Genomic DNA, 21,672 nt, shown 5'->3' with positions numbered 1-21,672 from the left:
CCGCCTCGTGGCCGCCGAAAACTCCACCCCCACCCCTCGTCGCAAGCTGATCGAGGTGGCTTTGCCGCTGGAGATGATCAATAAAGCGTCAGCGCGGGAAAAATCCATCCGGCACGGGCACCCCTCAACACTGCACCTGTGGTGGGCGCGCCGTCCCCTGGCGACTGCCCGCGCGGTGCTGTTCGCGCAGTTGGTAGACGACCCGTCATCGCACCCGGACCGTTTCCTCACAGAAGAGGCCGTTGTTACCGAACGGAAGCGTCTGCATGAGATGATCGAACGCCTCGTAGTATGGGAGAACTCGGGCGATGAACGCTTACTCGCTGAAGCCCACCAGGAGATTCTGAACTCCACCGGCGGCAATCCACCGCCAATCCTCGACCCGTTCGCTGGCGGTGGAACCATCCCGCTGGAGGCCCAGCGACTGGGGCTCGAAGCCCACGCCTCGGATCTAAACCCGGTCGCCGTGTTGATCAACAAAGCGCTGATCGAAATCCCGCCAAAGTTCGCAGGCCGGCCACCAGTATTTCCGGGCGTCGCGGACTCGCAGATCAACAACTGGCCACGCGCGACCGGACTGGCTGAAGACATCCGTCAATACGGGCGCTGGATGCGTGACGAAACCGAGAAACGTGTCGGTCACCTGTACCCGAAGGCGAAGCTGCCGGATGGCTCGGAGTCGACGGTCATTGCGTGGATCTGGGCTCGGACGGTGACTTGTCCCAACCCTGCTTGCGGGATTGCCATGCCACTTGTGCGGTCGTGGTGGCTGGGAAAGAAGAAGGGCAAGGAAGCGTACGTCGTCCCGTGTGTGGCGGACGGTAAGGTGCAGTTCGAACTTAGCCATGACATGAAATCGGGCCCAAGCGAGAGTGACGACGGCACTGTTGGTCGGTCGGGAGCGGTATGCGTCGGTTGTGCGTCGGCTGTGGGATTAAATTACATCCGCGCTGAGGGTCGAGCAGGACGAATAGGCGCTCAGTTGATGGCGACTGTAGCTGAGGGCAAGCGATCACGTATCTATTTGGAACCAACGCCTGAGCACGAATCGGCTGCGAAGGTAGTTCGACCGACAGATGCCCCGGAAGGTGACCTTTTCGACTGGCCAGGGCGCATCAACGTAGTTCGCTACGGTATGACCGAGTTCGCCGACCTGTTCACTCCGCGCCAACTCGCGGCCCTCACCACCTTTAGTGACCTGGTCTCCGAGGCCCGCGAACGCGTGCTCATGGACATACTCGCCGTGGGCACTGGCCTGGATGGGGACAAGGATGTGCGCTTGGAGGCCGGCGGTACAGGCGCCGCCGCGTATGCCGATGCCGTTGCAACTTACCTCGGTATGGTGGTCAGCAGATGCACAGATTATTGGTCGGCGATCTGTAGCTGGCACAACACAGGCGAAAAGATGCGTAATACTTTTGGGCGCCAGGCAATCCCGATGGTCTGGGACATGGCCGAGGCGTACCCGTTCTCTGCTTCTTCGGGTGGCTACAGTGGCCAGCTCGAATGGGTCGCAAAGGTCATTGACCAACTGGTTGTCAGTGGCCACGGGCAAGCGAACCAGGTGGGTGCTAATAGCCGTCAGCTGGACTTCTTAATCTCTACGGACCCGCCCTACTACGACAACATCGGCTACTCGGACCTCTCGGACTTCTTCTACGTCTGGCTCCGCCGTTCTCTACGACCGATCCATCCGGAATTGATGGGTTCGATGCTGGTCCCTAAGGCGGAGGAACTCGTTGCGAATCCGTACCGTCATGACGGAAAAGCAGGAGCACACAAATTTTTCGAAGACGGCTTTCGCGAGGTCTTCCGGCGTGCCCGTGAGTCCGCACTCGAAGACTTCCCTATCACCGTGTACTACGCCTTCAAACAGCAGGACACTGATAGTGCCGGGGAGGCATCGACCGGTTGGGAGACACTGCTGGAGGGGATGATTCGTTCAGGCTGGGCAATCACGGCTACTTGGCCGGTACGTAGCGAATTGACTAACCGGATGATTGGCTCTGGTAGCAACGCCCTCGCCTCCTCCATTGTTCTTGCCTTGCGTCCTCGTCCGGCTGACGCTCCCACCACAGACCGGCGCGGCTTCATCAACGCACTCAAGGATGAACTGCCCCACAAACTTAAAGAACTCCAGCAAGGCGCTATCGCTCCCGTCGATCTCCCGCAGGCCGCGATCGGACCCGGCATGGCAGTGTTCTCCCGTTATTCCGGAGTGCTTACTGATGACGGCCACAAGATGACAGTGCGCGCTGCACTGTCTCGAATCAACGAGATCCTTGACGAGGTGCTCGCTGAGCAGGAAGGTGATTTCGACGTCGACACCCGTTTTGCGATCGCATGGTTCCGCCAGCACGGCTTCGACGCCGGCACCTTTGGGGATGCAGATAATCTCGCGCGGGCCCGCAACGCGTCGCTGGATCACCTCGAACGTGCCGGTATCCTCACAAAACCCGCCGGCAAGGTCACATTGCTTTCTCCCGAAGCGCTGGACACGATGTATGCCGCGAAGACATATGACGCTGCCACCGATCAACACATCAGTGCGTGGGAAGTGGTGATGCACCTGACCCGACTGCTCACAGCGAAGGGTGTGCCCGCAGCAGGGCAACTGCTCGCGGATGTTCCGGCGTTCATCGACCGCGACCTCTGCAAAGAGTTGGCGTTTCTACTGTTCGCGATCGCCGAGGACCGTAAACAGACCAAGCTCGCAGTCGATTTCAATGCGCTTGGCACCGCTTGGAACGATATCGTCGCCGAATCTCGCAACGCGGCAACCCAACTCACGTTCGACGCATAGGGGACTGAGCTATGGCACTGAGCAACCGCGACCGTATCGGCCGCGCTTTCGAACTTTTCGGCACCGCGCTCGACGAGTTCCACACCTACGTCCTCGCGAAGGAAATCCCCGCAGGCCAGGACTGGACCTCGTTGCTGGCCCTTAAGGATTCTGTGAAGAGCGGCAGCGGCAGGACGTACAGTCGCACCGATCCGCAGAACGGCCTACGGATGGTCACCGAGCAGATTCCAAACCAGCTCCGTAAGGGTTGGTACCCGTACTCTGACCATCTCTCCCGCACTGAGCAGAGCTGGGCGACGGAGTTGCGTGACGTGCGAAACACGTGGGCGCACAACGGTTCCTTCACTGCCGATGACGCCTACCGCGCCCTCGATACTGCCGAACGGTTCCTGCGTGCGATCGGCGCGCCCGACTCTGCCGATGAGGTTCGCCGCTCCAGGATCGACTTGATGCGGTTGAGTTCGGACAAGGAAGATCGCCGGGTTGTCAAGGCATCGCCGACCGCGGAGGTCGGCTCCGCCGGGCTCGAATCGTGGCGCCTGGTACTGCGTCCGCACGAGGACGTGGCCAGCGGCAACTTCCACGCGGCCGAGTTCGCCGCCGACCTGGCGATGGTGGCACGTGGTGAGGGCGATAGTGAATACACCGACCCGGTCGAATTCTTCCAGCGCACGTTCCTCACCGAGGGCCTGCGTGACCTCACCCTCCGCGCAGTAAAACGCTTGTCCGGTGATCTCAATGCCGCACCAATCATTAACCTGCAGACCAACTTCGGTGGCGGCAAGACCCACTCGATGCTCGCCGTGTGGCATCTCGCATCGGGTCGCCCGCTGGCCGACTACCCGCAGGAACTCCAGGACCTGCTCGCCGGCCACGAACTCCCCAGAGCTCGCCGGGTCGCGCTCGTTGGCACCCAGATCCAGTCCGGCGCAGTCAAAGAGATGGCAGACGGCACTAAGGTCAACACGTTGTGGGGACTGATGGCTTGGCAGCTCGGCGGCCGCGAAGCCTACGAGATCATCCGACAGTCCGACGAGGCGCGCACCAACCCCGGTGACGCGCTGCGCCAACTCTTCCAGCAGTACGGTCCCGCGGTGATCCTCATCGACGAGTGGGTTGCCTACGCACGCCAGCTCTACGGCCGCGACGATCTGCCTGACGGTACCTTCGACACCCAATTCACTTTCGCGCAGGCGTTGACCGAAGCGGCGAAAGCCGTCCCCGGCACTCTCGTGCTTATCTCCATCCCGGCATCCGCCGAAATGAAGGACGGCGAATACGTCGGAGACGAGGAGGAAGTCGGCGGCGAGAACGGCCGCGAGGCTCTGAAAATGCTGCGCAAGGCCGTCGGCCGAATCGCCGACCAGTGGCGCGCCGCCAACGCCGAAGAGAGCTTCGAAATCGTTCGTCGACGGTTGTTCGAAACCCCCGACAGTCAGGCCCTCGCGAAGATCAACGCAACCTCCCAAACGCTCGTCGACTTCTACCGCGATCACCGTTCCGAGTTCCCTCGTGAGGTGATCGAGAACGACTATCTGGACCGGATCCGCCGCTGCTACCCCATCCACCCCGAACTCTTCGACCGGCTCTACGAAGACTGGTCCACGCTGGAGCGGTTCCAGCGCACCCGCGGTGTGCTGCGGCTGATGAACACGATCGTCGGGCAGTTGTGGCGGGAAAACGACACTGCACCGCTGATCATGCCCGGATCGGTGCCGCTGCGCGCCGACAAGGTGGTCACCGAACTCGCCCAGTACCTCGACGACAAGTGGAAGGCACTGATCGACACCGACGTCGACGGCCCCAATTCCGCACCGGCCCAGGTCGACAAGTCCAACACGCTGCTCGGGACTCGGCTGACTACCCAACGGCTGGCCCGCACAGTGTTCATGGGTGCCACCCCGACCCTGAGATCGGCGCATAAAGGCCTGGACAAGCAGCGGGTATTTCTCGGCACCGCCATGCCCGGCGATGTGCCCGGCAACTTCCACTCGGCGCTCAACCACCTCGCAAACACCGCAACGTACTTCTACAACTCCGAGTCGCTGTACTGGTACGACACACAGGCCAATACCACCCGCACCGCCCGCGACCACGCGGAACGGTTGCATAAGGAGGAGGTCTGGAACGAGGTCATCAAGCGGCTGCAGACGCACCGCAAGACCGCCGCTGACGGCTTTACAGCTGTGCACGTGGCACCGGAAAGTTCGGCCGACGTGCCCGACCAACAGGAAGTTCGACTGGTCATCGTGCCGCCGTCACACACCCACACCAAAACCGACTCCGACGCAGTTGCTTGGGCCCGCGAGGTCACAGAACACCGCGGCAGTGCAGCCCGCAGCCACCGGAATATGGTCACCTATCTTGCAGCTGACGCGACGCGGTGGAAGGAACTTGACACAGCGGTCCGCGACTTCCTGGCGTGGTCATACGTGCGAGACAACGCCGACAAGAGCCTCGGTCTGACGTTCGCGCAGCGTGAGCAGGCTGTCGATCGGGTTTCCATGCACGACCGGACTGTGCGAGACCGACTGCTCGAGACCTATCAGTGGGTGCTGGTGCCCACCCAGCCGGACGCGACCCGTCCGTTGACGATCGAGGCGAAGAAGGATTCCAGCGGTGAGCAGCTCGCTGTCCGGGCTGCCGCGCGTCTGCGCAACGAGGGGTGGTTGACGATTCAGCGTGGTCCGGCGCTAATTCGACACGATCTCGACGGTCGGCTACGCGCGGCCTGGGACCGGGATGGACATGTCACTTTCGGGCAGTTGTTCGGTTTCTATACGACGTACCCGTATCTCGCTCGGTTGCGAGACCGTACAGTATTGGAGAGCGGTGCACTCTCGGTATTCGACGAATTGATTTGGCAGCAAACTGGTTTCGCGTTCGCCGACAGTTGGGACGGCATCGACTACGTCGGTCTGGTGCTGCCCTCGGATAAGGTGACACCGCCGCAAATGACGGATTCACTGCTGCTGGTACAGCCTGCACGAGCAGAAGCGCAGCGTAAGCGAGAACTCGCAGCAATCACACCGCCCGACGACTCTAGTGAGGGCACCACAGGAACTGACACAGATTCCGAGACAAATACCGAAGCTGAAACTGGTGAAACAGCGAGCGGGACATCGGCGGCATCTCGCGCGGCAGGAAAGCGAGACGGCGAGAAACCGGCTGTAGTAGCACGAAAGAACCGATTCTTTGGCTCGACCGAACTGAACTCAGACTTCTACGTCCGCGACTTCAACAAGATCACCAACGAGATCATTCAACACCTCGCTGCCGCAGACGGGGTGCAACTCGAAGTGAGAATCGAGATCACTGCAACGACTCCGACGGGATTCGACGACAACAAGATCCGAACAGTCAGCGAGAACGCCACTGTTCTCAAATTCGATCAGGCAGGATTCGAGATCGAATAGCTCACGACCGACATTCGCCTGTCGCTCCGACAAATCCACGATCGCAATCGGTGATCGGGTGTCGAAAACCGATCTTGGTCTCAATAGGTCAACGCATCACCGACGATAACCGATCAACCCCAGAAGATCGGATCGCCACCGTTTTCGATGTGATCGAGCAAATCCTGAACGTGAGGGCTCGGATCCAAAAACTGGTAGCGGTGAAATTTGAGGTTCCGGTCCCGCCAATACAGAGTCCACAGCCCGGTTTTCTTCGTGTAATACAGGCGGGCGATCGGGAATCGCGTCCATTCCGGGCCGAAGTCCTCTCGCCACGGCGGCCGGCATTCGCAGATCGTGACATGGCGCGGCGCGATGTCGCATTCGACCCGAATCTCATGACGCAGACGATCGGGAACTCTACTGGCGCAGTACTTCACGATACGGGCGACATCGAGTTCGGGGAGTCCGGTGGCAGCCATGACCATCATCATGCCAACCGCCGTTATGGCCAGCTTTGCTATCCGACTGCGGAGGAACCGAGCACCTGGTCTTCTCGTTGGCGTGGACTGTCCCAGTCGAGCACCCGACGAGGCCGATCGTTGAGTCTCGCCGCGATCGAATTCAGGCCCTCCTGGCTGAAAGTGCGCAGGTCAGCGTTCTTGCGCAGGTACTGGCGCAGGAGCCCGTTCGTATTTTCGTTCGTCCCTCGTTGCCACGGATGATGCGGGGCGCAAAAGTAGACGGGCAGGTCGAGTGCTGCGGTGATGCGCTCGTGCGCGGCCATTTCCTGTCCCCGATCCCACGTCAACGACCGACGCAGATGCGCAGGCAACCGGCCCAGATAGGCAATCAAGGCGTCCGCAACCGTCTCGGCCCGATACCCGTCCGGCAGTGCGACCACATGCACGGCGCGTGATTGCCGATCCACCAGCGTCGCGACCGCCGACGGGCGGGTGCCGAACACGAGATCACCTTCCAGATGTCCGGGCTCGCTACGAGCATCCGCTGCTGGGCTGCGGTCATCGATGGGGACCCTGTTCCGTATCTGCCCGCGCCGTGGGAGCGTTTCTTCCCACGAGGCCGGCGGATCCGCCGATCAGTACGCAGTTCGTGAAATTTTGTGTCGTCGAATACTTGCCGCGACGGTATGTAGAGGCAACGGTAAATCGTCTCGTGCGAAACCCACATCTGCGGATCAGACGGGTACTCGCGCCGGAGCCAGGCGGAGATCTGCTGCGGTGACCACTGCTCACTCAGCTTCCCTGTGACAATCTCCCGCAGAAAATGCCTGGTAGAGAGGGTCGAGATTTGAGGGCGGCGCGCGCGGACATACGCTGCGGCATCCGCCGGGGTCGCCCGATAGTGTTCGCGGCCGCCGTTGCGGGCGATCTCCCGTGCGATCGTGGACGGGGATCTTCCGAGTTTGTCGGCGATCGTCCGAGCGCTGTCACCGGCGGCGATCCCACGGGAAATCTCTTCACGCTCCCCGGCCGTGAGATGAGATGCTCGCCGACAACGTGGGAGCGGCCGGATACCGCCGGATTTACGCAGGAACCGGCCGATCTGAGGGACACTCTCCCCGAGGACCCGCCCGGTCGCACTCAACGAATCACCGCGACGCCACATCTCCCAGATCGTGTTCTCTTGATCCACAGTGAACCCGAGCGCCCTGTTGCCCATCCATGCCTCCACGATCACGCATCATCTCACCAGCAGTGATGCGTTGACCTATTGAGACCAAGATCGGTATTCGACGCTTCTGTGAAGCACTTATATCCCCAGTTCGTACTGAAGGTGAGGTGTCGAGATCTCGTGTCGAAAATCTATGTCGAATAAACCGTTGGCTTTGCGTTTTCGACAGACGAGTTTCTTTCAGGCTGCCCACCAGGCGATGACGGTGGCGGAGAGGATGCAGCCGAGTATGAGGGCAGGTTCGACTGGCACGCCGAGTCGTTCGGGCAGCCGTGGTCGGTGGGTGCGAGGCGACGCCGGGGTCATGTAGTGGTGCTGACGGGTTGGATCATGGCTTCGAGCCTGGTGAGTCGTTCTTCGAGGACGCCGGTGATGGCGAGCAGTCCGAGCACGGTCGGTTCGGTGATGTCGCTGCCCTGTTGCGCGTGTTTGAGCAGCGTCGTGCGCAGGAGTGAACACATGGGGGCGTCGTCGCTGATGGGGAGTTGCTCGAGTTTGGCGGTCAGACGCTCGTCGGGGGAGGCCATGGGTAGCTCCTGCACGTGTGGATCGTGCAGGCCGAGTGAAAGGGGCGACTGCCTGCGCGGTGGTAACGGGTGGTGCGTGGTGCGCTGGAACCGAGGCGGAAGCAGCGCACCACCAGTGTGTGATGTTACTGCGTCATTGCTGGGCGGTCTGTGCGTGGGAGGTAAGTGACGGCGTACCCATGGGTGCGATGGACTAACTCGGTACCGGTTCACATGAAGGCGGCGAGGTACTCCTCGGTAGTTCAATGCTCAAGTAGCTGTAACTGTGCGAAGACTGGTAACTGGGGTGGGTGCCACGTAAATTTTTCGGGGGCGGCATCACCCGGTCCCCAACGGGTATGGCGAACGCTCCGCCGGTAGCCACCTCTGGTCTATCGGCGGGCGAGCCGCCCGCAGGTTTTGGCGCGAGGACTGCGTTTTCCGCGAGGACTGCGTTTTCGCTGCGCCGGTGGTCAGCGTGGGTTGGGGGTGCGCCACAGGCTCGGGGGGTCGCCGTCGTCGGCGTTGGCGAGGGCCCGGATTCCGTCGGCGTCCTGGGCGAGGATGTCCGCGAATTGCTGTCTGTGGGTGTCGTCGAGTCCGTCGGGCAGGTTCGCACCTTTGGTGATGGATGCTGCGGCGCCGTCGAGGTAGCGGGCGATGCGCAGGAGCAGCGGGCGTGGGGTCGGGACGACGAAGTCGTTCGCATCGGCGGTGATCATGCCGAGAGTCGAGAGCAAGGACAGGCCGGCGACAGCTTCTTTGTCGTCGAGGTTGATGTGCGCGACTTTCAAGGCTTCGGCCAGTGCCGCGGTGGTCAGGCCGACGGCTGCGACGGGCATGGAGATGCTGCGCTCGAATTCGATCAGGTCGGCGCCGGGGGCTTCGTCGGAGAGTGACACAGCGAGGGACTGCGCGAACGCGAGGAGACGTTCGTCGGTGAAATCGCGCTGTGCGGTCTGGCGGGTGACTCTCATCAAGGTCGCGTATTCGGAGACTTTGTCGTCGAGGATTGTGCGGGCTTCGGTGTCGGTGATCGTGAGCCCGAGATCGAGCAGAGCGGCCCGGAATTCGGTGGATCGGGTGTGGAGCCAGGTGGGTCTGGGACTCATCGCTGCTCCCGAGAGGTTGAGGCCGTGGTTGTCGAGTTGAGCTTAGATCCGCCGCACATCACGGGAAGGACATGGCGGTCGAAACACGCCGGGTGGTTGCAGGTCAGTGGAATCGTGTGCGCTACATTTCCCTCCGCGCCATGTCTGCTCGAGACCGTGATGGATAGGGATTCGCCGAGATGTCGCACGGCTCCAGGTGAGCCGCTCCCGATCGTGTGCCCGGCCCCCCAGAGTTGGGCGCACTCGACCCACCCAGCCGGTACTGACGACCAGCCGGGTGGGTCACCCAAAGGCGTGGGCGTGTTTTCCGCCTACCGAGTAGGTCCAGATAACAGCGTCCGAGCATGCAGTGAGTATCCGAATTCTGTTCTCCGCAGCGGGTTTCTCTTCGTTCGAGCGCTCAGACATTGCTGAGTGAAATGGAATATCGAGCGATACAGTGGGCGGGTTTGCCGCATGATGCAATGTCCGAGAATCCATTATCCCTCGAAAAACAGTTCCCGAATCTTCCCGCTGACCAAGACAGGTAAAAATGCCGACGAAGCGCACCACCACAGCCCTTATATCCGGACTCGCATTTTCTTTCGCGTTGGTGGCATGTGGGAGTGATCCGGTCGAAGTGCCGAAGGTGGCAGGTATTCGACTCGACGACGCCCACAATGTGCTCAAAGACGCGGGTTTCAAGGAATTCGAGGATATCGACGCGATATCGGACCGTCAGCCCCTGATGGACGCCAACTGGGTGGTGGTCGAACAGGTCCCGCCGGCGGGGGATCGGATGGACCAGAAGGACACCGTCACCTTGAAGATCGCGAAACCGGAAGACGAGGGAATCCGGGAAATTCTTCCTGAGGATTCACCCGTCCTGGCCGAAATACGTGAGCGCGACGCAGACACCGAACGCCGAAATGCCGAATCCGCGCGCAGAGCTGCGGACAAGGAACGCAAGGACGCGGAGGAACGGCTGGCCGACGCCAAAACTTACGTCGGCAAGGTCGATCCCGCGACACGACTGGCGAAAGCTGCCATCGACGAAGCCCTGGTTTTCGGAGAAGATGTCGGTGCCGGCCGCGCATCAGTTCTCGACATCGTCGGCTACAAGCAGGCGTTTGCGAGCACGATGGATTCCTACATCGCGATCCTCGAAGGCAGGGACCTTCCCGACCATCTCGAGAACGCGGTGAACGACATCCGCGAATCTGTCGACGGTTTCGGCTACTACCTCGAAACGCTCTACACGGCAGTCGGTTCCACAGCGGAAAGTTCCATTGCCCGCTCCCGGATCGTCTACGCCGATCACAAGTCGTCGTACAACGACGCGGTGGCGAAGATATACGAAGGATCGTCGGTGGCTCCTCCGCTGCTGTGAACCGCCGTTGAAGTTGGTGTATCCCCACATTTCATAGTGGTGAGATACTTCAGAGAGCGCTTGTTCTGGTATGCGGCGAGTTTCTGAATTCGCGCTCCTACGCCTGATCCCGGCAGATGCTGACGACTCCAAACCTGACGGAAACCCCTAAAGAAGGGTAGTTTTCGACAGATGTTGTTCGGTTACGCCAGGGTGTCGAGCGCAGATCAGAACCCCGCCCACCAGATCGACGCCCTGGTGCGTGCGGGGGCCGACGTAGCAAACATCCACACCGACCACGCGGGCGGTGCGAAAGCCTCACGCCCGCAACTCGACGCGGTGCTGACTCGACTACGTAGCGGTGACACGTTGGTGATCACCCGACTGGACCGGTTGGGGCGTTCGGTGGTGCACCTGATCACCCTCGGCGCTGAGTTACGCGAGCGGGGGATCGGATTGAAGGTTCTCGAGCAGGGCATCGACACCGCAACAGCGGAAGGGCGAGCAATGTTCGGGATGCTCTCCGTCCTCGCCGAACTCCAACGTGAGTTGATCGTGGCGAACACCCGGGACGGCTTGGCCGCTGCGCGGGCGCGTGGTCGAAAGGGCGGTCGTCCGCCGAAGCTCACCGACGATCAAATCGCACTCGCCCAGCAGCTTTACGACGCGGGGGAGAAGACGGTCGCGCAGATCGCGGCGATGTTGAACGTTCCCCGCACTACTGTCTACGGACACCTGAACAAGCGCGCACCGGCGGCGGCGGCGGCGAATGTGTCGACTGATTCGGTGAGCACGGTAGCTGCGGTCCCTGTTGCGGCGGCGCGAACGTCGCGGATCTGCCCGTCCTGTGGGTACGAGCCGAGCACCAGAGCCGAAGCTGCCCATCAACGCGGCGACCTGGCGGTGATCTGGTTGCATCCTCATGCCGACAATCCGGCCGATCCTGGTGCGGTGATCGCTCGATCGCATTGCCATCAGTGCGAGCCGGGGCCGCCGGCGTTCGATGTCGCATGCACGGTGTGCGGTGACGGACCAATCCTCGCCGGCGATTTCGCACAGACCGCACGCAGTGGCGCCTTGCCGGATCCGGTGCAGCAGTGGCTCACCGCGAGTGGATGGGCCGTACTGCCTGAGCTGCGATGCCCGGACCACACCTGAAAATTCGTCGGGACCGGTGAGTACTGTGCACTGATGCCGACAGTATGGACAGTGACGGACAACTCCGCTCGCGAGCTTCGCGATTCGCGACTTGCCGCTGACTTCATCACCCTCGAGATCGACGGAATCAATCCCGATCCAGTGATGCGATGGGCCGAGTTGCGTTCAGTGCTGCGACATCTTGAAGATCACGTCGGCCGCGTTTTCACCACCGCGGAGGCGGCATCGGAGGCACTGTTCGACGAGGGAGGCGGCTTTGGTATTTCATCGGTTCTCCGAGCAGGGGTCCTGGACCAACTCCATACCCAGCAGGTCGTCGGCGAGTACGTGTTACCGCCGAGAATGGCGCCGGGAGTCACCGAGAAACTCGGTGTCTACGTCTACGCCCTGATCGATCCACGAGATCGCTCCATCTTCTACGTCGGTAAAGGAGTCGGAGATCGCGTCTACAGTCACGTCTGGTCCGCAATGGGAGCCGCTGACCTCGTTGAAGACGGAATCGAACGCGAAGCCCCCGCGGTGAAATCGGCAAAGAACCAACGCATTCGAGATATCTATCAGTCGGGCAAAACAGTCGAACATGTCATCCTGAGGCACCGGATCGAGCCCGAAGCGACAGCCGACAAGAGCGCATACGCCATCGAGCAAACCTTGATCGATGCGCTCCGCCTGATAGAAGCGCCGACGGGTACGGCAGTGTTGGCAAACATTGCGGGCGGTCACACCACCACAGAGTGGGGCGTGATCCCGCTACCGGAACTGATCAGGCGTTACGCCGCGACTGCGGCACCGGAGATCGAACGGCCGTTCGTTGTTCTCGTCGTCAACGCGGCACTGAACCCAGATAACTCCAAGGAGCAGGTTTACGAAGAAGGTCGAGGCTGGTGGCACGCCGGCCCGGTTATTCGCAACACAGCGAATGTTCCGATTTTCTTCGTTGCCGCAGACATCGTCCGAGCGGTGTATCGGGCTTCGAGTTGGGAACAGAGCGGGCAGGGCGGAGCGTGGCGGTTCTCCGGCCCGGCGGATCCGGAACTGGAAACCCGCTACGTCGGAACCAGCGTGGCGGAGCTGAAGAAGGCTCGGCGGACTAGGCGATGGCGTCAACATGGTTGGCATCCCTACCCGGTGGAGTGAAAACGCCACCAGCGCATTCGTCGAGTTCTGCTTGCGGCACCGAGGCCCCTCGGATTGCCGATAACATAGATATGTCACCATGTTCGTTAAACATGTTGCCCTGCAATGGGATACGTTCATCGTGAAGTGCATCTTCACCTGCGTAGAGTGCAGTGTAATTACCAGAGTGAGAGTGCGGATCTGCCCTGATACGACGACTGCTTGTCTTCGACGTCGTACTCTCATCAGTCTCGCCGGGCGTGAAATACCTCGGCCGCCGCTTCGGCCCCTGGGGGCCGATCATGGTTGTCTGTCAGCTACGTCAGTTCGTGACCCACCACTGGTATAGCGCTGCACGATCGTTTTCTGGAGACCCGACATATCCGTCCGCGACTTCATCGGTCGCTGCTCTCACCACGATGGGTGCCAGTGACGGCTCACCTCTGTCGCTGCAGTCCACGCTGAGCACGTCCAAAACTTTGCCCATCGACTGCGCTGGATATCCGGTTCCCGAACGCTTTGCGAGCTCCCCGTACGTGATCTTCTTACCGCTTTTCGCGACGTCGATGAGGACGGAACGAGCGGCGTCAAGCGTCGTTGACAGCAATTCCGTGATGGTTACCTCGGCGTTGCCCTTCCACGGAATGGTGATGGTCGATTGAGATTTCCACATCGGAGCTTCTACGGTCATTCGTCCTCATTCTCGTTCTCCGGGCAGCGTCGATTTCGGATTCGCTGCTATGACTGGCGCCGGCGTGCAGCATGAGTCGGTCACGGGTGCGGTCGCGAAGGGGCGGAAAAGAACCCTTTACGGACCAGAATCGAATCGGCCAACGACGGTGTCGGTCTGAGGGTAAGCGATCGCTCTCAATTTTCGGGTTAACCTGCGTGGGGCAAACCCGCGCGAAAGGCGTCGACATGGACATGATCAGTCATCCAGAGATCAGGTACGTTGTGCCGCCGGTTGACATGAAGGGGGCGGCGACAGGCCAAGCGCCCCGAAAGCGGCATGACCTGGATTGCGGACATTTCAAATTCGATGACGGCACGGTTCTTGGCACACCACAGCTGGCTACCGAAGAGCAGATGCGAAATGTGCCTCCCTGCCGGGACTGTGTGAGTAGGACGTCCTCCGGCGAACGCGAATCGCAGGCACGAGGCTCCGCCGGCCCCACTGGGCCGTTGTGCCCGACCTGCTTTGTATCCACACCCCTCAACGGCACATGCGATACCTGCGACTGAGAACCTAGGGGGAGCCGATGGGCGCATTGAAGATTCGGTCCTGCCGTTTTCTCGTCAGCCCTCACATCTGGATCGCCCAAATGTAGACACGTTTTCCCTGATCCAGTGCGGGGTTCCACATACCTCGAAGGAATCCGTGACTGGTCACCGGAGACTCGCACGACATTGAATTCGATGAAGGCACAGGACGATATTCCGACGGAATCTCATCGAAATTATGGGCCACCGTGGGTCCGCATGACGTCAGATGGGCCTCGGTGCGAAGGTTTTCTGCGCGGGCGCGCGAACTCGACTCGATGACCAGGTATGCGCTCGAGTCGGGGAAGGAACTGTAGTTCTCGGCGTACAAGATCGTGTCGTCATCTGTCAGATGTAGGCCGAGGTTCGTTGCCAGCGACTCTGCGTCTTTCTCGGCTGATCGTGTGCTCACCCACCGATAGAGCGAAGGGCCACCCATTGCCAGAGCCAGCGCTCCGATGACGACAACGGCAATGCACGCCCACTGTCGCCTGGATATCGAATGAGATCCGTGTGACTGACCGCCGGCCGACATCCTCATTCGTGGATGTACTCCACGTTCGATTCCTTGTTCTTCTTCTCCAGATAGGCGCCGAGCATCCAGATGAGGTTATCGGCGCGTGAGTAGTTGCCGTCCGGCGTGATCGCAACTCCGACCAGTGAGTACCTCAGGAAGTACTTGAGTGATCGGTTCTTGCTTCCGATCAACGCACAGAGACGATCAACGTCCTCTTCTACCGTTTCTCTGGTTTCGGGCACCCACAGCCCGAGAAGTCTGGTGATGTGGCGGTCGGGTTTGAAACCGTTCCAATGCAGGTTGCGGAGGAATTCGCTGGCGAGCGGATACCCCATACCCGGTAGGTCCCGTTCGCGGTGCATCATCCGAACGAGCCCGCTGTCGAGATGCTTTTCGCCGGGCCACCGGCGTGGGGGTGAGATCAGGTAGCCGGCGAGGATCATCATCAGGTGCTGGTTGTCGAGCTGGAAGCCGGCATCCTCTGCGAGGGCGACGAAGGCGCGTGCGATTCCGAGGATCTGGTCGTAGTAATTGGGGTGATCGGTCAGCAGCTTCGCCCAGCGGATGATCGCTTTTGCATCACCGGTGCCCCCCTGCCCGCTCAAATGCTCACGGATGTCGGCGAGCGTTAACGTCCCGTCGAGGATGGCGGTGTGCGTTTTTTCGGGGTCGAAGTCGTAGAGAAGTCCTTCGAGGTGCTGGTCACGGACCTTGACGAAACTTGCCCAGTTTCGGGAGTTGCTGCCGAGGGCGTTGACTGCAGCTTTGAAGACCTGCTGGTTGCTGTATGTCTGGGCGAGAGGAGTGTCCATCGCTTCTTGGTCGAGATAGCGCACCGCGTAGTCGAGGAACTGCGACGAGGTGGCGGCGTCTGTCGGGAGGCTGTAATCCCTCTCGATCTTTGCCCTGACCTTGTAGTTCGAGAACAACCGTTCACCGACCAGGTCGTAGTCCAACTTCTTCACCATTAGCTCCTCATCGCACGGACCGGATTGCGCTAGAGTCGCTTTGGCTTGCCGACGTCCCGTCCACTGTGGATCGGTCGGTGCGGCGGATTGGTTACCACCCTGATCTTCAAAGCCTTCATCGAGGCGTCCGACTGCCCGATCTGATCCTATTTCCAATGTTTGTCAACAGCGGACGCAGCGACCGAAGCATCTGAGTGTTCTTCGGGCAGATCAGGCGCAGAGCGGTAACACTTTCCAATGGTGGACGTAACGAAAGTTCGTCTTGATTCGAACAATATTCAGAAGATTCTGGAGTTTTCGAGATCAGATGCGCCAATGGATCGAGGTCCGGCCAGCGGCGCTGCACAAAGGAGCACGTGATGGAAGAGTTAAGAACTGCGGAGGGATTTATCCAGTTCGACGATGACGCGGTTACGCTCGTCTTCAAAGGATGGCGCGTTCCGTTCAAAAAGAAAGCCGCGAGCCCGCGACGAATTCCGTACTCCACAATAGTTGAGGTAGAAGAATATAGTCATAAAAAATCTTCATCGTACATTAAAATTGTCATCTCAGGAAAAGCGAACTATAAATTAAAGCCGGAATCGGACATCGACTGTGTAATTTTTCGGGCGAATGATAGTAATTCGGTGATTAATACGTCGAACCTGATAAAGAGCAAAATGGCAGGAGCTTTAGCGCAGCCAGTACCCTCCTTGCTGCCTCCGCGGCCGATTGACTCTCCAGTAACGAATTCCACGGATGTATTCCTCGGGCCGCAGGAGGTACTTTTCATCGAGTGGAAAGGAAATAAGCGGCTCACCAACTCTCCGGTGAAATGCTTATGCAAAGCTTGTCTGCATCGGTGGACGGTCCCTGCATCTGCTGCAAATGCCTTGGCTCAACAACAAGGGTTGTCGGCGCGACTCCTGAGAAAAGGGAACAAGGACATGCACGAAGGCGCCCAGGGGTTGATATTTGCAAGTTCACTCCAGACTGCGAAGGGCCTCGAATACGACCGCTCCGAAAAGGCTTATTCTGATGCACTCACCCCCTTCTGGTGTCCCAATTGTTCAGAGTTGGCCAAAACGTATCTATTAACCAAATAGGTTCGGTTACTCGTGCTGAAGCGGAGCTGTCGATCAGTGCCGGGCGCGACCGTCGACGGTGACGCCGGCACTGCGGCCGACGCCGTCCCACATTGTTGACCGACGCCGTGAGTGGTGATCGCATCGTCAAGTGTCGTTCGGCTGGGTCAGATCGGCTGCAGCTCGAAGGTCGCAGCCCGGCAATCTTTTCTGCCGATAACATAGATTATGTCATGTTATGGGCGAAATGTGCAGTACAGCAACGAAATACATTCGCATTGAACGTGCATCGCGAGTGTCGCGGTGTCGCTACCAGAGTGAGAGCGGACGTCCTGCAGCCTCGGCCGCGGCGATGCGCTCGTCGATGACGTCGCTTCCTACGTTCTGTTCGATCCCGGTCCGGATCACGGCGGCGATGGCACGTGTGCGACCCGCGGGCCCGCGAACGTCGGCGAGTGGGCTGGCGATGTTGCGTCGCCGGAGCTCGTATTCGCCACGGTTGCTGCGATTGGTTCCCAACTGCATGTGTGCCGGGTTGGTGCAGCCGGCGAAGTCGCATTGATGGCACAGCACCGCATCGTCGGTGTTGGACCAGCCCAACCTCGCGATGACACCGTATTCGAGCTGGTACGCGAACAGATGCGCCGGCACGGTCCCGCGTCGTGACGGCCCGGGCAGGCTCGCCGCACGGAAAGATCCGTGCCCGGTCGAGGACACTCCGCCGATCCACGGCCAGCATTGCTCTCGCCGTCGGTAGCGTTTGGATTCGAAGCGGGACACGACGGCAGGATCGTCGAGCCAGGAACGCCACAGACGTTCGGGGATGCGTACAGGCTGTGGCTGCCCGATCAACGTCATCTGGAACGCCGGTAGCGCGGGAGTGTTGTCGGGCATGCCAGGCAAGGGCGATGGAGCATCGTTGACGAACGTCATCAGCTGCTCCTGGCACTCGATCCGGACTGTTACCCGAACCGACTGTAGGAGCGTGCACCGACAGAACCGTGCTCACGGTGGTCTCGGACGGACACGGGTAACAGCTCCAGCGAGAGACAGCGGCATCCAGCACACTCGGCTCCGCGCGTTCCCGAGCATGCGACGCTGGGCCCGAACGAAGTTGCTCTGTCAGAATCAGGCAGATGACCGACAAAAACGGCAAAAGCAAAGACGTGGCCGCAGTAGGTGCCCGAGTTCGAATCACGGTGTCAGACTCCGATGCTGACGGCGCCGTGACATGCACGGGTGTGGTGATCGAGGACTACGCGGACATGGTCATCGACTCCGGGGCGGTAGGGCGGGACTGGGCTCCGGTACATCGCTGGGCGATCGCACTGGATGACGGACGACTGATCTTCGCCAACGACGAAGACCTTGCCCCTGCAGACTAGAAGCACCCCGCGGCGCGTACTCGCTCTTCGAAAGCGGACTCGGCACAGAACTCCTGGATCGAGTAACAGCGCCAGAGCCGGACTGCGCCGTAGGAAGGTAATCATCCGCGACGCAGAGCGGGAGTCGCTTTTCGGCTATGCGGTGGGCTGCTGTTCCTCGATGGTGTCGTCTGTTCGGATACGGTTGCCGGTGAACCGATCTCGGTACTGGACGAGGTGCGGGGCGCCGAGTTGTTGCGGCCAGAGTTGGACGTGGAGTCGTATCTGCGGTTGAGCCTCCGGTGTCCGGTAGGCGTCCCAGTACTCGGTTCGTCCCCGAGCAAATACCCGCGCTCTGCACGGGCCAGGCCCGGGATGGGGAACGGGCTGCGAGATCTCGCCAGAGAACCCGTCGAAGCAGAGTGCGTCGCTCTCGACCGTGAACGAGCCTTCCGCGATGTCCTCCCACACCGAGAGGAGCGAATCCGCGAGTGGCGGGGCGGGCGTGTCAGTGGAGGTGACTGTTACGCGCACGAGTCCGCGTCCACCGGTGTGGACGACCAACCGGCCTGCTCCGCCGTTCACCAACTGGGGCTCGGTGGGAAACCACTCCGGCCCGAGCGGATCGTAGTCATCCGGTGATCGCAGGACGATCGTGTTGTAGAAGGAGTCAACCTCGATCGCGAACGGTTCCGGCATCTCTTGCTCCTCGCGCACCACGTCGGTATCGATCGAATATATAGCTGATGCGAATTCCGCTCGGTTAGAGCAGGCCCTGGCCGAAAGCAGGCCGCTGATCCACGGCCAGCACTCATGCCGGGGTCTGTCGGTAGCGGTGTGAAATCGATTCGAGAAACGACAGCAGCAGGATCGTCGACCCAGCACCGCCAACAAGCGCTCGAAGAAACACGCCGACAACGCCGCAGCCCAAACCCGAAACGCCCTGTTCAGGCACCGCCCCACAACGGCTGTTGACCGCAGGAAACAGGCAATAATCAGGTAGAATAGACAATGGTGCGCAGCTCCCCTGCGCACCATCACACTCGACCGAGTCGACGAAGGAGCACCGGTGACCACTGCACGCAACGCACAGTCGCACATGACCGAAGCCCAGATCGACCGAGCCATCGCCGCCGCCACCGCCGGACACCGCATGGCCGGCATGGAACCCAGCGAATACGGCATCGAAGTCGGCCGCCGGCAACTACGCGGAGAAATCACCGGCGACGAAGCAGTCGCACTAGTCCTCGCAGAAAACCGCCGCCGCCGAGCTGCCCGCAGTTGAAAGACCCGTACGTCGACCCCGAAACCGGGGTCCTGATCAACAAACTCGGGCACACAGACCCGCAAGCACTCCTCGAGGACGAAACCGAAGCGGCGTATCAGCGCATCCTGCAACTCGAATTACACCCCATCGCAGGCAATTTCGACTTCGAACACCTGAAAAAGATCCACCAATTCATCCTCCAAGACGTCTACGACTGGGCCGGCACCCTCCGCACCCGCGACACCGGCGCCGTCGGCATGAACCTCCCCCACTGCCGACCCGAACACATCGAAAACCAAGCAGCGTTCATCTTCCGCGGAATCGCCAAAGACAACTTCCCCCAAGGACTCCCGAAAGACCGCGCCGTCGACCGACTCGCCTACCACTGGGGCGAAACCACCGTCCTGCACCCGTTCCGAGACGGCAACTCCCGCACACAACGAGTCTTCTTCGACGAACTCCTCAAATCCTCCGGCTGGACCATCGACTGGCAAAAAGTCCACGCCTCCGCAGTACAAGCAGCCCGCTACGTCGCCATGGAAGCAACCCACACACCGCTCCGCGACGTCCTCGCCCCCGGCGTACACCGCAACAACACCGAACCACCCACGCTCGCCAGCACCCAAGGCAACGTCATCCACCTCGAGGTCGCCGAGCACCACAAAGCGATGATCGAGCACCTACGCAGCGGAAACCGCGAACCATACAACCCCAACGAACTCAGCGACATCGCCAACCGAGCCCGCATGAGCTTCCCCGCACCACCCACACACCGCAGCCGTACCGCGGCCCCCGAAGACCCCAAACCGACACGGCCGGCCACACCGAAACGCGAACACGACCTCGGCCGAGACTGAAAACTTCCGGACAAAAGCAGACTGACCACAATAAATGTTGCCGTGCACTGCCCCTACTGCAACTTTTCGGCGCGGTCGTTCACCAAACGAGCAAGAACCCGAACCGTTTCCGGGTCAGTCATATCGCCACCACGCGCGCAACCGATCCCCGCACCGGACGCCGCCTCCGCAGCCCGCAACTCCGCATACGCCGCAACAAGCTCAGGACTCGGATTCGCCATCAGATCCTGGAGCTCGCGCCGCCGCCGTCGAGCCATGGCGCGGTCGGGTCGTTCGGAACGAGTTGGTTGGAGCCGACACTCGTAACGGTCGTTCCGTCGTGGAATGTCAGCGTCAGCTGGATGCTTCCGTTGCTGTGCGGGCGGGTCATTCGCCCGACGTTGAGCGGGCCGAGCAGAGTCGCCGAATCTTGCGTTGGCCGAGTGGAGTTGCGTATTCGCCCTTCGATGCGAAACGCCAACCCTGTGTCGTAGACCGTGAAACCGTTGATCCAGATGGCCATGTCATCACCGGCGAAGAGTGTGGCCGATTGTGCGATGGTGACGGGGATCTGCTGGCCGGGTCGCATCCGCTCTGGTGGGTAGCGGCGAAACGTCCTCGCCGGTGGAGAGGGAATGGCGCCGGAGGAGGCCGCCGGGTCGGACGCGACGTCCCGCGTGAACGCGAAATTGATCCGCCGATCTGCTGGTGGAGGTGAATTTCCTGACCGGTTCATACCTGTGATCTCCTCGTGCCGAAATCCGTCGCATCAGTTTCACACGGCCGCACCGGCTTCGTCGGTATGTACGAGGATCGGCCCCTTCATCGGTCGGGATGCCATCCGCGGTCGTCCAGGGTGCCAACTGGCTCAGTCGTGCCGTCGACGTTGTCGAATGCGACCAGGAGTTCGCTCTTGCTTCGGCGCCTCAAAAGCATGTGGGCGATACGGAGTGCTTCGTCTTCGGTTCTGGCAGTGCGTGGGTGGGCGTCGGACTCGAAGGCCAGCGGGTCCGCAGCATGTTCCGTGACGGTGTAGAAGCCGGATTTTCCACTCGTCGCCATCGTCTGAGAGTCGCACAATTTGTGACTATCCGCAGGCGCGAGGACCGAGGCGAATTCGTGGATCCAGGATCTTCGATCCTGCATCGCCTGCGGCTCTGCCCGAGGGAACGGCCTGCGGCCGTGCTGGACAAAGCCTATTGAGATTCTCCTTCTGGCCTTCCGATTCTCGTCGGCGGTGACCTGCGCGCAACCCCTGGCGGC

General features: G+C 60.7%; 20 protein-coding genes and 1 pseudogene. 9 read left to right on the top strand and 12 right to left on the bottom strand.

Features of this window, described 5'->3' with window-relative positions:
• Positions 1–73 precede the first annotated feature (73 nt).
• Complete coding sequence (locus tag QRN54_RS14245; RefSeq protein WP_285182320.1) at positions 74–2,803, top strand: DUF1156 domain-containing protein; 2,730 nt, start codon at positions 74–76, stop codon at positions 2,801–2,803.
• Positions 2,804–2,814: 11 nt separating this feature from the next.
• A complete protein-coding gene (locus tag QRN54_RS14240; protein WP_285182301.1) occupies positions 2,815–6,219 on the top strand; it encodes a Swt1 family HEPN domain-containing protein in 3,405 nt (1,134 codons plus the stop codon).
• 113 nt (positions 6,220–6,332) lie between these two features.
• Here the strand turns inward: QRN54_RS14240 and QRN54_RS14235 are convergent, their stop codons facing one another.
• The 5 genes and pseudogenes from QRN54_RS14235 to QRN54_RS14220 all read right to left on the bottom strand — a co-directional run bounded on the left by QRN54_RS14235 (position 6,333) and on the right by QRN54_RS14220 (position 9,511).
• On the bottom strand, positions 6,333–6,680 hold the full coding sequence (locus QRN54_RS14235) for a DUF3024 domain-containing protein (RefSeq protein ID WP_070160455.1): 348 nt from the start codon (positions 6,678–6,680) through the stop codon (positions 6,333–6,335).
• Between the two features lie 38 nt (positions 6,681–6,718).
• Positions 6,719–7,228 (bottom strand): IS30 family transposase, encoded by a 510-nt coding sequence (locus tag QRN54_RS14230; RefSeq protein ID WP_502944052.1) that lies wholly within the window; start codon positions 7,226–7,228, stop codon positions 6,719–6,721.
• A 410-nt stretch (positions 7,229–7,638) separates the two neighbouring features.
• Positions 7,639–7,827, bottom strand: a pseudogene (locus tag QRN54_RS33600) (IS30 family transposase); the annotation flags it as partial.
• A 368-nt stretch (positions 7,828–8,195) separates the two neighbouring features.
• Positions 8,196–8,420 carry a hypothetical protein gene (locus QRN54_RS14225; protein ID WP_197940550.1) on the bottom strand — a complete coding sequence of 75 codons (225 nt, stop codon included), beginning with the start codon at positions 8,418–8,420 and terminating at the stop codon, positions 8,196–8,198.
• A 452-nt stretch (positions 8,421–8,872) separates the two neighbouring features.
• On the bottom strand, positions 8,873–9,511 hold the full coding sequence (locus QRN54_RS14220) for a hypothetical protein (RefSeq protein ID WP_285182293.1): 639 nt from the start codon (positions 9,509–9,511) through the stop codon (positions 8,873–8,875).
• A 532-nt stretch (positions 9,512–10,043) separates the two neighbouring features.
• Between QRN54_RS14220 and QRN54_RS14215 the strand changes: the two genes are divergently transcribed.
• The 3 genes from QRN54_RS14215 to QRN54_RS14205 all read left to right on the top strand — a co-directional run bounded on the left by QRN54_RS14215 (position 10,044) and on the right by QRN54_RS14205 (position 13,154).
• On the top strand, positions 10,044–10,880 hold the full coding sequence (locus QRN54_RS14215; RefSeq protein WP_285182291.1) for a PASTA domain-containing protein: 837 nt from the start codon (positions 10,044–10,046) through the stop codon (positions 10,878–10,880).
• A 171-nt stretch (positions 10,881–11,051) separates the two neighbouring features.
• On the top strand, positions 11,052–12,017 hold the full coding sequence (locus QRN54_RS14210) for a recombinase family protein (protein WP_285182283.1): 966 nt from the start codon (positions 11,052–11,054) through the stop codon (positions 12,015–12,017).
• A gap of 33 nt (positions 12,018–12,050) precedes the next feature.
• Positions 12,051–13,154, top strand: coding sequence for a GIY-YIG nuclease family protein (locus QRN54_RS14205; RefSeq protein ID WP_285182280.1), 1,104 nt, complete (start codon positions 12,051–12,053; stop codon positions 13,152–13,154).
• Between the two features lie 301 nt (positions 13,155–13,455).
• Here the strand turns inward: QRN54_RS14205 and QRN54_RS14200 are convergent, their stop codons facing one another.
• Both QRN54_RS14200 and QRN54_RS14195 read right to left on the bottom strand, forming a co-directional pair.
• Positions 13,456–13,824 (bottom strand): hypothetical protein, encoded by a 369-nt coding sequence (locus QRN54_RS14200; RefSeq protein WP_285182278.1) that lies wholly within the window; start codon positions 13,822–13,824, stop codon positions 13,456–13,458.
• 1,106 nt (positions 13,825–14,930) lie between these two features.
• On the bottom strand, positions 14,931–15,875 hold the full coding sequence (locus QRN54_RS14195; RefSeq protein WP_285182276.1) for a hypothetical protein: 945 nt from the start codon (positions 15,873–15,875) through the stop codon (positions 14,931–14,933).
• A gap of 362 nt (positions 15,876–16,237) precedes the next feature.
• On the opposite strand from QRN54_RS14195, the gene QRN54_RS14190 reads away from it, so the two are divergent.
• Complete coding sequence (locus QRN54_RS14190) at positions 16,238–16,963, top strand: DUF4429 domain-containing protein (RefSeq protein ID WP_285182319.1); 726 nt, start codon at positions 16,238–16,240, stop codon at positions 16,961–16,963.
• Between the two features lie 288 nt (positions 16,964–17,251).
• On the opposite strand, the gene QRN54_RS14185 is transcribed toward QRN54_RS14190, so the two are convergent.
• Entirely contained in the window at positions 17,252–17,875 is a 624-nt protein-coding gene (locus tag QRN54_RS14185; protein ID WP_285182274.1) for a hypothetical protein, read from the bottom strand.
• 203 nt (positions 17,876–18,078) lie between these two features.
• Here QRN54_RS14185 and QRN54_RS14180 point away from each other — a divergent pair, with 203 nt between their 5' ends.
• The gene (locus QRN54_RS14180; protein ID WP_285182272.1) at positions 18,079–18,327 is read left to right on the top strand and encodes a hypothetical protein; all 249 of its coding nucleotides are present in this window, start codon (positions 18,079–18,081) and stop codon (positions 18,325–18,327) included.
• 135 nt (positions 18,328–18,462) lie between these two features.
• Here QRN54_RS14180 and QRN54_RS14175 read toward each other — a convergent pair whose 3' ends face one another.
• Positions 18,463–19,005 carry a hypothetical protein gene (locus QRN54_RS14175; RefSeq protein ID WP_285182270.1) on the bottom strand — a complete coding sequence of 181 codons (543 nt, stop codon included), beginning with the start codon at positions 19,003–19,005 and terminating at the stop codon, positions 18,463–18,465.
• A 370-nt stretch (positions 19,006–19,375) separates the two neighbouring features.
• On the opposite strand from QRN54_RS14175, the gene QRN54_RS14170 reads away from it, so the two are divergent.
• Together QRN54_RS14170 and QRN54_RS14165 are read left to right on the top strand one after the other, a co-directional pair.
• Complete coding sequence (locus QRN54_RS14170) at positions 19,376–19,591, top strand: antitoxin VbhA family protein (RefSeq protein ID WP_007734780.1); 216 nt, start codon at positions 19,376–19,378, stop codon at positions 19,589–19,591.
• Positions 19,588–20,430 carry a Fic/DOC family protein gene (locus tag QRN54_RS14165; protein WP_285182260.1) on the top strand — a complete coding sequence of 281 codons (843 nt, stop codon included), beginning with the start codon at positions 19,588–19,590 and terminating at the stop codon, positions 20,428–20,430. Before QRN54_RS14170 ends, QRN54_RS14165 begins: the two co-directional genes overlap by 4 nt.
• Positions 20,431–20,483: 53 nt before the next feature.
• Here the strand turns inward: QRN54_RS14165 and QRN54_RS14160 are convergent, their stop codons facing one another.
• The 3 genes from QRN54_RS14160 to QRN54_RS14150 form a co-directional block, all read right to left on the bottom strand.
• A complete protein-coding gene (locus QRN54_RS14160; protein ID WP_285182258.1) occupies positions 20,484–20,651 on the bottom strand; it encodes a hypothetical protein in 168 nt (55 codons plus the stop codon).
• Positions 20,651–21,145: a hypothetical protein gene (locus QRN54_RS14155; protein ID WP_285182257.1), complete on the bottom strand. Its 495-nt coding sequence runs from the start codon at positions 21,143–21,145 to the stop codon at positions 20,651–20,653. The genes QRN54_RS14160 and QRN54_RS14155 overlap by 1 nt, the downstream gene beginning before the upstream one ends.
• A gap of 86 nt (positions 21,146–21,231) precedes the next feature.
• Positions 21,232–21,471 carry a hypothetical protein gene (locus tag QRN54_RS14150; RefSeq protein WP_285182254.1) on the bottom strand — a complete coding sequence of 80 codons (240 nt, stop codon included), beginning with the start codon at positions 21,469–21,471 and terminating at the stop codon, positions 21,232–21,234.
• Between the last annotated feature and the right edge of the window lie 201 nt (positions 21,472–21,672).

Origin of the sequence: Rhodococcus sp. MEB032 (assembly GCF_030208925.1) — a bacterium.
Lineage (GTDB): Bacteria > Actinomycetota > Actinomycetes > Mycobacteriales > Mycobacteriaceae > Rhodococcus_F > Rhodococcus_F qingshengii.
The sequence above is the reverse complement of the archived record's forward strand: the minus strand, read 5'-3'. Positions and strand labels throughout refer to the sequence as shown.

Bases quoted from the DNA above. Each gene is read 5' to 3' on its own strand.
- QRN54_RS14245 (WP_285182320.1), top strand. From the start codon at position 74: ATGATCAATAAAGCGTCAGCGCGGGAAAAATCCATCCGGCACGGGCAC.
- QRN54_RS14240 (WP_285182301.1), top strand. From the start codon at position 2,815: ATGGCACTGAGCAACCGCGACCGTATCGGCCGCGCTTTCGAACTTTTC.
- QRN54_RS14235 (WP_070160455.1), bottom strand. From the start codon at position 6,680: ATGGCTGCCACCGGACTCCCCGAACTCGATGTCGCCCGTATCGTGAAG.
- QRN54_RS14225 (WP_197940550.1), bottom strand. From the start codon at position 8,420: ATGGCCTCCCCCGACGAGCGTCTGACCGCCAAACTCGAGCAACTCCCC.
- QRN54_RS14220 (WP_285182293.1), bottom strand. From the start codon at position 9,511: ATGAGTCCCAGACCCACCTGGCTCCACACCCGATCCACCGAATTCCGG.
- QRN54_RS14215 (WP_285182291.1), top strand. From the start codon at position 10,044: ATGCCGACGAAGCGCACCACCACAGCCCTTATATCCGGACTCGCATTT.
- QRN54_RS14210 (WP_285182283.1), top strand. From the start codon at position 11,052: ATGTTGTTCGGTTACGCCAGGGTGTCGAGCGCAGATCAGAACCCCGCC.
- QRN54_RS14205 (WP_285182280.1), top strand. From the start codon at position 12,051: ATGCCGACAGTATGGACAGTGACGGACAACTCCGCTCGCGAGCTTCGC.
- QRN54_RS14200 (WP_285182278.1), bottom strand. From the start codon at position 13,824: ATGACCGTAGAAGCTCCGATGTGGAAATCTCAATCGACCATCACCATT.
- QRN54_RS14190 (WP_285182319.1), top strand. From the start codon at position 16,238: ATGGAAGAGTTAAGAACTGCGGAGGGATTTATCCAGTTCGACGATGAC.
- QRN54_RS14185 (WP_285182274.1), bottom strand. From the start codon at position 17,875: ATGACGTTCGTCAACGATGCTCCATCGCCCTTGCCTGGCATGCCCGAC.
- QRN54_RS14180 (WP_285182272.1), top strand. From the start codon at position 18,079: ATGACCGACAAAAACGGCAAAAGCAAAGACGTGGCCGCAGTAGGTGCC.
- QRN54_RS14175 (WP_285182270.1), bottom strand. From the start codon at position 19,005: ATGCCGGAACCGTTCGCGATCGAGGTTGACTCCTTCTACAACACGATC.
- QRN54_RS14160 (WP_285182258.1), bottom strand. From the start codon at position 20,651: ATGGCGAATCCGAGTCCTGAGCTTGTTGCGGCGTATGCGGAGTTGCGG.
- QRN54_RS14155 (WP_285182257.1), bottom strand. From the start codon at position 21,145: ATGAACCGGTCAGGAAATTCACCTCCACCAGCAGATCGGCGGATCAAT.
- QRN54_RS14150 (WP_285182254.1), bottom strand. From the start codon at position 21,471: ATGGCGACGAGTGGAAAATCCGGCTTCTACACCGTCACGGAACATGCT.